The sequence below is a fragment of the Pseudomonas sp. AG1028 genome (assembly GCF_007993955.1).
GTDB lineage: Bacteria > Pseudomonadota > Gammaproteobacteria > Pseudomonadales > Pseudomonadaceae > Aquipseudomonas > Aquipseudomonas straminea.
The window spans coordinates 1-11,521 of sequence record NZ_VIVP01000002.1 but is presented as its reverse complement, the minus strand read 5'-3'; the positions used below and the strand labels follow the sequence as shown (position 1 = coordinate 11,521).

Here is an 11,521-nt window from a genome sequence, read left to right as displayed (position 1 = left end):
ATGTCCGGTTATCTGAAAAGCCTGTGTCTGCTGCTATCACTCGGCCTGTTGCTCAGCGCCTGCGGCAAGGCCGGTATGGCCTACCGCAACCTGGACTGGGTGGTTTCCTGGCGGGTGAATCAGTATCTGGATCTCGATTCGCAGCAGAAGGCCTGGTTCAAGCCCAGACTACAGGAACACCTGGCCTGGCACTGCAGCAGCGAATTGCCACGCTACGTGGACTGGCTGCAACGCACCGAGCAGCTGGTCCAGACGCCAGAGCCCAGTGCCCGGCAACTGGAAGCGCAGATGCTCGAGGCCGAGCAGGCCTTCAACGCCATCGTCCAGCAAACCACCCCGACGACCGTCGCCCTGCTTGCCAACCTGCGCCACAAACAGGTCGACCGGCTCTACGCCCGTATGGAAAAGGACAATCACGAAGACCGTCAGAAGTTTCTCGAACCGCCGCTGGAAACCCAGATCCGCGAGCGCGCCGAACGTCTGGAAAAACGCCTGAAACCCTGGTTCGGCAGCCTCAACGAGGCGCAGCGGGCGCGCGTCACCCAGTGGGCCAGCGAGCGCCGCGATCAGAACCAGCTATGGATGGAGAACCGCGCACGCTGGCAGGGCGAGTTTCGCCGCGTGCTGGATGACCGCAACGCTCCGGATTTCGCTCAGCGCATGAGCGATGTGCTGGAGAACCGCCGTGGCAGCCATGACGAGCAGACCACCCAGGCCTACGAACAGTCGCGCCAGGCCATGGCCACACTGCTCAGCGATCTGCTGGCTGCAGCCGACGACAGCCAGCGAGATCGGGTAAACCAGCGCCTGGCTTCTATACGCACCGACCTGGCCGCAGAGATCTGTACCGGCTGATCAGCTCTGAACTGGTGGTAGACGCCAGTCGATGGGCGGCAGCCCGTTCTGCTCGAGGAACTTGTTGGTGCGGCTGAAATGACCGTTGCCGATAAAGCCCCGATGCGCCGACAGCGGCGAAGGGTGCGGCGAGCGCAGCACCAGGTGCTTGCTGGTGTCGATCAGGCGCTCCTTGCTCTGCGCATGGGCGCCCCACAGCAAGAACACCAGATGCGGGCGTTGCTCGCTGACCACCGAGATGATCCGATCGGTGAACGGCTGCCAACCCTTGGCGGCGTGGGAGCCGGCGTTGGCGCGCTCGACGGTGAGCGAGGTGTTGAGCAGCAGCACGCCCTGCTCCGCCCAGGACTGCAGGTAACCGTGGTCGGGAATGTCGATATTCAGGTCGCGTTTGAGTTCTTTATAGATATTCACCAGCGACGGCGGCGTCGCCACGCCCGGCTGCACCGAGAAACATAGGCCGTGGGCCTGGCCGGGGCCGTGGTAAGGATCCTGACCGATGATCACGACCTTGACCTGATCCAGCGGCGTGGAATCCAGGGCATTGAAGATCAGCGGACCCGGCGGATAGATTTCCTTGCCGGCGGCCTTTTCCTGACGCAGGAAATCGCCCAGGGCGATCATGTAGGGCTTGTCGAACTCGTCGTGAAGCGCCTGCTTCCAGCTGGCCTCCAGCTTGACCTTGTCTGCGGCGGACATGCCTGCTCCCGGTAATCAGTGAAGTCGGCACGCTAGAGAAGCGCCCCTATCAAGTCAAGGCAGCGGCTGATGGGGATTATGCGAAATGGTTGGCAGCGCCGCCTTCTTAGACCAAAAGTGAATCACACCAACCGCTTAGAAAAGCGTAAAACGGAGCGGCCAACCGAATAATAAAAACAAGGACTGCACCATGAAGCGAATCTTCGCGTTTCTCGCCCTGTGCACGGCCGCCAGCGCCTATGTACAAGCCGCCGATCCCATCACCCTGGGCCTCAGCTACCCGCGCACCGGCAGCTACAAGGAAGAAGGCCTGGCGCAGATGCGCGGCGCCCTGCTCGCCATCGATGAAATCAACGCCCAGGGCGGCGTGCTGGGCCGCAGCCTACGCCTGTCCAGCCTGGACGACGCCTCGAAGCCGGACAAAGCAGTGCACAACGTCGAAAAGCTGGCCAAGGAAGGTGCAGCCATGCTGTTCGGCGGCGCCTCCAGCGCAGTGGCCATCGCCGCTGGCAAGCGTGCGGCGCAGTTCGACCTGCTGTACTTCGGCACCCTCACCTACTCCAACGACACCACTGGCAAGGATGGCCACCGGCACATGTTCCGCGAGTGCAACAACGCGTGGATGAGCGCCCAGGTTCTGGGCCAGTACCTCAACAAACAGTTGCCGGGTAAACGCTATTTCTACGTCACGGCCGACTACACCTGGGGCCATACCACCGAGAGTTCGCTGCGCCAGACCACCAATACCCAGGACGCCGCCCAGCACGCCGGCCTCAAGGTACCGTTCCCCGGCGCAAGCCTGGCCGACTACCACAACGCCCTGACCCAGGCCGCCGCCAGCGATGCCGACGTATTGGCCCTGGTGCTGTTCGGTGAGGACCTGGTGCGGGCGATGCGCATCGCCAAGGACCTGGGCCTCACTTCGCGCATGCAGATCGTCGCACCCAACCTGACCCAGAGCATCATCGAACAGGCCGGTCCTGGTCTGATGGAAGGCGTGGTCGGCACCGAACCCTGGACTTGGCGCGTGCCCGAACTGGAAAACTCGGAAGCCGGCAAGGCCTTCGTCAAGACCTACAGCGAACGCTACGCCATGTACCCCTCCAGCTCCGCCGCCTCGGCCTACAGCATCGTCCAGCAATGGGCGGATGCGACCAAACGAGCTAACAGCCTGGACAGCGAAGCGCTGATCAAGGCGCTCGAAGGCCACAGCTACACCCTGCTCAAGGATCGCCAGCAATGGCGCAGCTTCGATCACCAGAATCTGCAGACGGTCTACGCCGTGAAGGTGAAACCGCGCGCCGAGGTACTCAAGGACCCACTCAAGCAGGATTATTTCGAGATCGTCGAACGCCTGGATGGCAGCACCGCCCTGCCCGACCTGGCCACCTGGCAGGCCGAGCGGCGCAACGCGGGGCAGCCTTTGGCGCTACAGTAAAAGACACCACAGCTGAAGAGGACAGCCCATGAGTACGGCACTGGAACCCTACAAACCCGGGATCTTCGATCTGACCCACAAGCTCACCGTGGAAAAGCACGGGCACACCGCGCTGATCACCATCAACAATCCACCGGCCAACACCTGGGACCGGGAATCGCTGATCGGCCTCAAACAGCTGATCGACCACCTGGACCGTGACGACGACATCTACGCCCTGGTGATCACCGGCCAGGGCGGCAAGTTCTTCTCTGCCGGCGCGGATCTCAAACTGTTCGCCGACGGCGACAAGGCTCGCGCCCGGGAAATGGCCAGCCGCTTTGGCGAGGCCTTCGAGCGGCTCAGCGCCTTTCGCGGTGTATCCATCGCCGCCATCAACGGCTACGCCATGGGCGGCGGCCTGGAATGCGCCCTGGCCTGCGACATCCGCATCGCCGAACGCCAGGCCTTGATGGCCCTGCCGGAAGCCAGCGTGGGTCTGCTGCCCTGCGCCGGTGGCACCCAGAACCTGCCCTGGCTGGTCGGCGAAGGCTGGGCCAAGCGCATGATTCTCTGCGGTGAACGGGTCGATGCCGACACCGCACTGCGCATCGGCCTGGTGGAGCAGGTGGTCGATAGCGGCGAAGCACGTGGCCACGCGCTGCTACTGGCCGCCAAGGTCGCCAACCAGAGCCCGGTGGCAGTACGCGCCATCAAGCCGCTGATCCAGGGCGCCCGCGAACGCACCCCGTCCACCTGGCTGCCTGCAGAGCGCGAGCGTTTCGTCGACCTGTTCGACGCCGCCGATACGCGCGAAGGGGTCAACGCCTTCCTGGAAAAACGTACGGCCCACTGGCGCAACCAGTGATCCTTACCGGCACCTGCCTTTGGAACTGCACATGAATGTCACCTTTGAAGAACGGGCCAGCCTGCACGGCTATCGCATCGGTATCGCCAGCCTGGACGCGCCAGCGAGCCTCAATGCCCTGTCGCTGCCGATGATCGACGCCCTGCAGGATCGCCTGCGCGCCTGGGCTGAAGACGCCGATGTCGCCTGCGTGCTGCTGCGCGGCAACGGCAGCAAGGCGTTCTGCGCCGGCGGCGATGTGGTGCAACTGGCCAAGAAGTGTCTGGCCAGCCCCGGCGAAGCGCCCGGGCTTGCCGGGCGCTTCTTTGCCCGCGAATATCGCCTCGATCACTACCTGCACACTTACCCCAAGCCGCTGATCTGCTGGGCCCATGGCCACGTGCTGGGCGGCGGTATGGGCTTGCTGCAGGGCGCGGGAATTCGCATCGTCACGCAGAGCAGCCGCCTGGCCATGCCCGAGATCAGCATCGGTCTGTTTCCGGATGTGGGCGGCAGCCACTTCCTGTCGCGCCTGCCGGGCAAGCTGGGGCTGTTCTTCGGGCTGACCGCCAGCCCGTTGAACGCCCGTGATGCCCTGGATTTGAACCTGGCCGATCGCTTCCTGCTCGACACCCAGCAGGACGCGCTGATCGACGGGCTGATACAGCTGAACTGGCGCGACCAGCCGGATCTGCAACTGCACAGCCTGCTCAAGGCGCTGGAACAGCAGGCCCGCGGCGAGCTACCCGCTGCACAGTGGTTGCCGCGCCGCGAGCGACTCGACGCGTTGCTCGATCAGGCCACCCTGCCGCTGAGCTGGCAGGCCCTGGCCAGCCTGGAGAACGACGAAGACACCCTGCTGGCCAAAGCGGCCAAGACCCTGCTCGGCGGCAGCCCGTTGACCGGTCACTTGGTGTGGGAACAGATCAGACGCGCGCGGCACCTGTCATTGGCGCAGGTTTTTCAGATGGAATACGGCATGAGCCTTAGCTGCTGCCGCCACCCGGAGTTCGCCGAGGGCGTGCGTGCCCGGCTGATCGACAAGGATCACGCCCCGCACTGGCATTGGCCGGACGTGAACCAAGTGCCGGATCAGGTGATCGCCGCACATTTCGCAACGCTCGACGATCACCCCTTGGCTGATCTGGCCTGACCGATCAGCGCTCGCGCAGCGCCTCGGCGCGAGCGCGAATGATCGGCTTGAGCAGGTAACTGAGCACGCTCTTCTTGCCAGTGATGATATCCACCGAAGTGACCATCCCGGGAATGATCAGCAGCGGGTGCTCCTCGGTGCCGAGGTGGCTTTTCTCGGTGCGCAGCTTGATCACATAGAAGCTGTTGCCTTCTTCGTCGGTCACGGTGTCGGCGCCGATCTGCTCAAGCTTGGCTTTCAGGCCGCCGTAAATCGTGTAGTCGTAGGCGGTGAACTTGACCACCGCTTCCTGACCCGGGTGCAGGAAGGCGATGTCCTGCGGACGAATGCGCGCCTCGACCAGAATGGTGTCATCGATGGGTACGATCTCCACCATGTCGCTACCCGGCTGGATCACCCCGCCGATGGTATTGACCAGCAGTTGCTTGACGATACCGCGCACCGGCGAAGTGACCATGGTGCGGTTGACCCGATCTTCGAGCGCCTTACCGGTGGATTCGATCTTGCTTAGGTCGGTACGCGCTTCATTCAACTGAGTCAGCGCCTCGCTGCGAAAGCGCCCGCGGGTCTCGTCGATCTTGCGCTCCACTTCCTTGATCGCTGCCTCGGCACGCGGGATGGCCAGTCCGGTGGCCTCCAGCTGACCGCGGGCCTCCACCTCGGCACGCTTGAGGCGCAGCACCTCGACCGGCGATACGGCGCCTTCGGCCACCAGCGGCTCGGACATGCGAATTTCCTGGCGCAGCAGTTCCAGACTATTGCGGAACTGGCCCTGCTTGGATGCGTACTCACGCACTTCCTGGCGACGCTGGGTCAGCTGCTCCTGCAGCCCGGCAATTTCGTCCTGCAGCTGCTGCTGACGGCTGAGAAACAAGGCCCGTTCGCTTTGCGCCAGGCCCGGCGCTTTGGCAGCGATATCCTCGGGAATGGCAAGCTCGCGCCCTTCCACCTCGGCGCTCAGGCGTTCGACACGCATGGCCAGAGACAGGCGATCAGCCTCGGTCTCGCCCACGTTCGACGCAAAGCGCGTGTCATCCAGGCGCAGCAATGGCGTACCCGCCTCGACCACCTGCCCTTCATTGACGAACAATTCGGAAACGATACCGCCTTCCAGATTCTGAATCTTCTGCACCCGCGAGGACGGAATGGCTTTGCCATCACCGCGGGTCACTTCATCGACCTCGGCGAAGTTGGCCCACAACAGACAGAACACTACGAAGGCGATGATGCCCCAGAGCGTGAGGCGCATGACCCGTGGCGCATCCTCGATGAGCGCCTTGCGCACCTCGGGCAGCGGCTCGTCGCCCACTTCGTCACGGGGGCCGAAATACGAGGCGGCAGCGCGATAGAAACGCTGGAAGGAATCCTTAACTGACACTGATCTGCCCCTTCTTCAACGCCTCCATGACGCTCTCTTTCGGGCCATCGGCAATGATCCGGCCCCGGTCGACGATAACCAGGCGTTCCACCAGGCTCAACATCGAAGCGCGGTGGGTAACCAGCAACAGCGTCTTGTTCTTGCTGATGGCAGCCAGGCGCTGCTTGAGGCGCTCCTCACCGGTGTTGTCCATCGCACTGGTGGGCTCGTCGAGCAGCAGGATCGGAGGGTCAAGCAACAGCGCACGGGCCAGGGCCACGTTCTGGCGCTGACCGCCGGACAGATTCTGGCCTCGCTCACCCACCTGCAGTTCGTAGCCATTGGGGTGCAGCCGGGCGAACTCGTGCACACCGGCCAGCTCGGCGGCCTGCAGCACCAGTTCGTCTTCGACATAGCGCGCGCCCGACAACAGATTGTCGCGCAGGGTGCCGGCGAACAGCTGAATATCCTGGGGCACATAGCCGATGTTGTAGCGTACGTCGCTGACATCCAGCTGACGCACGTCGATACCGTCGACCAGGAGGCTGCCGGCGTCGGCCTGATAGAGCCCGACGATCAGCTTGGCCAACGAGCTTTTGCCCGAGCCGCTACGGCCGATGATGCCGACCTTCTCGCCAGGGCGGATCACCATGTTGATACTTTGCAGCGCTGCCTGCTGCTGGTCCGGGTAGTGGAAGTCCAGCTGACGGAATTCGATACCGCCCTGCAGCGTCTGGCGCTTGAGCGGGCGTTCGTCGGCCTGGCGTTCCTGGGGCAACTCCATCATCTGGTTGACCGAATCCAGGGTCACACGCGCCTGCTGATAGCGGATCAGCAAACCGGATACCTGCGCCAGCGGGCCCAGCGCCCGGGAGCTGAGCATATAACAGGCAATCAGGCCGCCCATGCTCAGGTTACCGGCGATGATCTGGTACACACCCAGCACGATGATCACCACACCGGCGAGCTGCTGCAGCAGCAGCGTCGAGTTCATCGCCAGACTCGACAGCATGCGTGCTTTGAGCTCGAAGCGGCCCAGGGTGCCGATGGTCTGCTCCCAGATGTACTGGCGCTCGCTTTCCGCATTGTTGACCTTGACCGCATCCAACCCAGCCAGGCTCTCGATCAGCCCGGACTGGCGCTCGGACGCCAGAGCCATGCTGCGTTCCATGGTCTTGGCCAGGGGTTTCTGCAGCGCCCAGCCGATCAGCGCGACCAGCGGGAAGGCCAGGATGGGAATCCACACCAGATGCCCGCCCAGGTAGGCGATGACCGCCAGAATCAGGATGGTGAACGGCAGGTCGATGACGCTGGCCAGCGTCAGCGAGGCGAGGAAGTCGCGCAGGCTCTGAAACTCATGGATGTTCTGGGCGAAGCTGCCAACGCGTGCCGGGCGATGCTTCATCGCCATGCCGACGATGCGCTCGAACAGGGTGGCCGAAATGATCATGTCGGTCTTCTTGCCTGCCAGATCTAGGCAAAGACCGCGCAATGTTTTCAGCAGCAGATCGAAGATGAACACCCCGCTGATGCCGATGGCCAGCACCCAGAGCGTGGCCTCAGCCTGGTTGGGGACCACGCGATCGTAGACGTTCATCACGAATAGCGGCGTGACCAGACCGATCAGGTTGATCAGCAGACTCGCCGCGACGGCATCGACATACAGCCAGCGCGAGCGTTTGAGGGTGTCACGGAACCAGGAACTGGCCCGGGGGACCAGTTCGCCGCGGGTGAAATCGAATTTGTGCTGGGGCTGGGCGAAGAACACCCGGCCGCTGTAATCCTCGGCCAGGGTCTCGATGCTAACCCGCACCTCGCCGCCTTCGGTTTCGCTGGGCATGATGCGCGCCTGCCCACCGGCCTCCCAGCCAAGCAACAAGGCGCTGCGCCCATCACGTAACAGCAATAGCGCAGGCAAAGCCAGTTCGGGGATCTTTTCCAGATTGCGGCGCAGCCAGCGCCCTTGCAGACCGGCGCGAGCGGCTGCCCGCGGCAGCAATTCGGCACTCAGACGCTGCTTGGGCAGCGGCAGCCCGGCGGTGAGCATGGCTCGGCTGACGGACTTCTGATGCAGACTGCACAACGACAGCAAACTATCCAGCAGAGGGTCGTCGTAACGGTCACGTGGATCATTACGGGGCTGGGATGGATCCGGTTCTACTGCCACTGCACATTTACCCTTACCTAAAAAACCGAACTCTAGTTCATGTTGGGCAGTTGCACATTAGTCTTCACGGTATCCAGCGGCACGGAGGCCATCGGCGCGGCGATTCCCTGGCTCTTGAGCAGCGTGCCGGTGGTCGCCTTGATGCGGTAATGGGTGAACAGCTCAGTGAAGCGCACTTCCTGCAGACGTCGGGCGGCAGTGAAGTACTCGTTTTCACTGTCCAGCAGATCCAGCAAGGTGCGCTCGCCGAGGCCGAACTGCTTCTGGTAGGAATCACGCACACGTGAACTGTGGTCGACGTACTGCTGGGCGATCGGCAATTGCGCACGGGCGTTCTGCAGCGCATTCCAGGCCAGGCCGACTTCTTCGTTGAGCACGCGCAACGCGTTGTTGCGAATGTCCATGGCCTGGTTGCTCAGGTAAGCCTTGGAGCGCACGTTGGCGCTGTCGCTGCCACCTGCGTATAGGTTGTAGCGCATGCGCAGCATGGCCTGCCATTCCTTGTTCTCACCCTCCACACCATCGACGTTGTTATTCAGGCCTGTGGACACTTCTGCATCGAAACGTGGATAGTAAGTACTCTTCGCCGCGGCGTACTGCGCCTCGGTCGCCTTGACGTCAGCTTCGGCCGAACTGATGTTGGGGTTGTTGGCCAGCAGTTCATCACGGGCAGCCGTAAGGCTCTCGGGCAGGTGTACGCCCATGCTGTCCGGCATGCTCAGGTCGGCCGGCTCGCGGCCTACCACACTCAGGAAGGTAACCTGGGCATCAGCTAGGTTGGTCTGCTCGGTCAACAGGTTGTTGCGTGCCTGGGCCAGGCGCGCCTCGGCCTGATCCAGGTCGGCCATACGGCCCACACCGCGTTCGCTGCGCAGGGAAATCTGATCGTAGATACGCTCGTGGCTACGCAGGTTCTCTTCGGCCAGGCGCGCCAGCTCCTGGCGCTGCAGTACATCCAGGTAGACCTGGGCGACTTCCAGTGCGGTGCGTTCGGAGTTGGCCAGCAGTGCGTAGGCGCGGGCGTTGACGGTGGCGCGTTGACGCGCGACCTCGTTACGAGTCGCGAAACCGTCGAACAGCATCTGCTGGACGCTCAGGCTGGATTCCGAACGGTTGAGTGTGCGATAGCCGCGGTCGTTGCTCGCGCGAGTGCTGTTGTTTTCCGTACCTTCACGGCCATAACCGGCCTGCACGTCGACGCGTGGCAGGTAGCCCGCCCGCGCCGCTTTCATGTCCTCTTCCGACGCCAGCCGTGCATTGATGCCGGACTGGATTTCAGGGTGCACGCTCAGGGCACTCTGCATCGCCTCGGTCAAGGTCTGCGCTTGAGCCGAGGCGGAAATGGCAAGGACGAGTGGAAGCGTGGCAATGAAGCGCATGGTCAGTAAATTCCCTGTAAACGCCGACATGTTTTATCGGTATAGATCAAGTCGCTGAGCAACCGGCCGAAGACTATCATTGCCACCTGAACTTCAGAGTCTCATGGAAGACAAAACAGCTGAAAATATCAAAGTGACATCAACGAGTCTGATTGTTTATGATCGGACCCGAAGGGTCAATACTCTGGCGGCTAGCTTGCAATAATAAATTTCCGCCAATTATATGACGACGTATTTTCAGCAGCATCCGCTATAAACCGGTATAGACACATTTCACAGGTTTTACCTCTCGCGCACGCGCATGGAGCTGTTTATGAGTAATTTCGCCGCCGTCATCAAGTCCTTGATTGGCCAAGTATTCGTCACCTCGGTTGACGGAATTCGGCGCCAGGTATTTGAGGGAGATCGCATCTTCGCAGGAGAACAGGTCACCACGGCCGATGGTGGTTCCGTGACTCTGGAGATGGCGAATGGCGAGACTCTAGAGCTCGGTGCGAACGCCTCATGGCAGGCGGGTAACCCACAAACCCAGGAAGTGGCGGATAGCGCGACCCAAGCGCCCGGCAGCGAATTCGAGCAGGCGCTGGCTGCGGGAATGGACCCGACTGTCGACCTTGACCCCACCGCGGCAGGCCCTGGTGCAGGTGGCGGCGGCGGTGCTGCCGGTGGCGGTCACAGCGCAGTCATGCTCAGTGAGACAGCCCAGCGCGTAGATCCGACAATCGGCTTTCAGACGAACGGTCTAGGTACGCCAGGTTTCAATCTGATTGAAAACAATGATCCCGCTATTTTCTCGACGGCAGGCGCAGCCGCTACGGGCACGACGACACCGGATACAACGCCTCCGGTCTTGACCATCGGCATCGACCCGGTCACCGGCGACGACGTGATCAACAGCGCTGAGCTTGGCGCGGCAACAGTCACCATCACCGGCACTGTGGGCGGAGAGGCAAAAGTTGGCGATTCGATTACCCTAAACCTGGGTGGCAACCTCTACAGCGGGACAGTGATAGCACTTGGCAACGGAGCGCTCGGTTTCAGCATTCCGGTCAGTAGCGCGGACCTCGGCAGTTTCAGCAGTATCAGCGCAACGATCAGCAGTGCTGACGCGGCGGGCAATGTCGGTACTGCGACGGCAAGTCGTCCTTATAGCGTCGACACCACTGCACCCGTGATCACTGTCGATGCTCCAGCCATCACCAACGACACCACCCCGACCATCGTCGGCACCACCGATGCTCCGGTCGGCAGCATCGTGACGCTGACCATCACTCAGGGTGCCAACACCTTTACCGTCACCACACCGGTTCTGGCTGGCAGCACCTACAGCGTCGAGCTGACTCAGCCTCTTGCTGAAGGCCCGTACTCGGTCGATGCAAAAGTCACTGATCCGGCCGGCAACACTGGCTCGGCCACTGACACCGGTGCTATCGACACCACAGCTCCGCTGATCACTGTCGATGCTCCAGCCATCACCAACGACACCACCCCGACCATCGTCGGTACTACCGATGCGCCGGCGGGCAGCACCGTCACGCTGACCATCACTCAAGGTGCCAACACCTTTACCGTGACCACACCGGTTCTGGCGGGTGGCACCTACAGCGTCGAGCTGACTCAGCCTCTCGCTGAAGGCCCGTACTCGGT

9 protein-coding genes are annotated in these 11,521 nt (G+C 62.4%); 5 read left to right on the top strand and 4 right to left on the bottom strand.

Features of this window, described 5'->3' with window-relative positions:
- Positions 1–855 carry a DUF6279 family lipoprotein gene (locus FB481_RS03015; RefSeq protein ID WP_147175045.1) on the top strand — a complete coding sequence of 285 codons (855 nt, stop codon included), beginning with the start codon at positions 1–3 and terminating at the stop codon, positions 853–855.
- Here the strand turns inward: FB481_RS03015 and ung are convergent, their stop codons facing one another.
- Complete coding sequence (gene ung, locus FB481_RS03010; protein WP_093502470.1) at positions 856–1,554, bottom strand: uracil-DNA glycosylase; 699 nt, start codon at positions 1,552–1,554, stop codon at positions 856–858. It abuts the gene before it with no gap.
- 190 nt (positions 1,555–1,744) lie between these two features.
- On the opposite strand from ung, the gene FB481_RS03005 reads away from it, so the two are divergent.
- Genes FB481_RS03005 through FB481_RS02995 form a run of 3 tightly spaced genes read left to right on the top strand, consistent with a single transcriptional unit; the run spans position 1,745 to position 4,971 of the window.
- Complete coding sequence (locus FB481_RS03005) at positions 1,745–2,992, top strand: ABC transporter substrate-binding protein (RefSeq protein ID WP_147175044.1); 1,248 nt, start codon at positions 1,745–1,747, stop codon at positions 2,990–2,992.
- A gap of 28 nt (positions 2,993–3,020) precedes the next feature.
- Positions 3,021–3,839, top strand: a complete 819-nt coding sequence (locus FB481_RS03000; RefSeq protein WP_093502474.1) for an enoyl-CoA hydratase — start codon at positions 3,021–3,023, stop codon at positions 3,837–3,839.
- Positions 3,840–3,870: 31 nt separating this feature from the next.
- A complete protein-coding gene (locus FB481_RS02995; protein WP_093502476.1) occupies positions 3,871–4,971 on the top strand; it encodes an enoyl-CoA hydratase/isomerase family protein in 1,101 nt (366 codons plus the stop codon).
- A gap of 4 nt (positions 4,972–4,975) precedes the next feature.
- On the opposite strand, the gene FB481_RS02990 is transcribed toward FB481_RS02995, so the two are convergent.
- From FB481_RS02990 to FB481_RS02980, 3 genes are read right to left on the bottom strand one after another with little or no spacing between them, the layout of a single operon-like run.
- Positions 4,976–6,280, bottom strand: coding sequence for an HlyD family type I secretion periplasmic adaptor subunit (locus FB481_RS02990; protein WP_093502542.1), 1,305 nt, complete (start codon positions 6,278–6,280; stop codon positions 4,976–4,978).
- A 58-nt stretch (positions 6,281–6,338) separates the two neighbouring features.
- Positions 6,339–8,495: a type I secretion system permease/ATPase gene (locus FB481_RS02985; protein WP_093502478.1), complete on the bottom strand. Its 2,157-nt coding sequence runs from the start codon at positions 8,493–8,495 to the stop codon at positions 6,339–6,341.
- A gap of 32 nt (positions 8,496–8,527) precedes the next feature.
- Positions 8,528–9,880, bottom strand: a complete 1,353-nt coding sequence (locus FB481_RS02980) for a TolC family outer membrane protein (protein WP_093502544.1) — start codon at positions 9,878–9,880, stop codon at positions 8,528–8,530.
- Positions 9,881–10,187: 307 nt separating this feature from the next.
- On the opposite strand from FB481_RS02980, the gene FB481_RS02975 reads away from it, so the two are divergent.
- On the top strand, positions 10,188–11,521 hold a 1,334-nt coding region (locus FB481_RS02975), incomplete at its 3' end, for a retention module-containing protein (RefSeq protein ID WP_178109824.1).

Coding starts and splice junctions, on each gene's coding strand:
- FB481_RS03015 (WP_147175045.1), top strand. CDS start 1: ATGTCCGGTTATCTGAAAAGCCTGTGTCTGCTGCTATCACTCGGCCTG.
- FB481_RS02995 (WP_093502476.1), top strand. CDS start 3,871: ATGAATGTCACCTTTGAAGAACGGGCCAGCCTGCACGGCTATCGCATC.
- ung (WP_093502470.1), bottom strand. CDS start 1,554: ATGTCCGCCGCAGACAAGGTCAAGCTGGAGGCCAGCTGGAAGCAGGCG.
- FB481_RS03000 (WP_093502474.1), top strand. CDS start 3,021: ATGAGTACGGCACTGGAACCCTACAAACCCGGGATCTTCGATCTGACC.
- FB481_RS03005 (WP_147175044.1), top strand. CDS start 1,745: ATGAAGCGAATCTTCGCGTTTCTCGCCCTGTGCACGGCCGCCAGCGCC.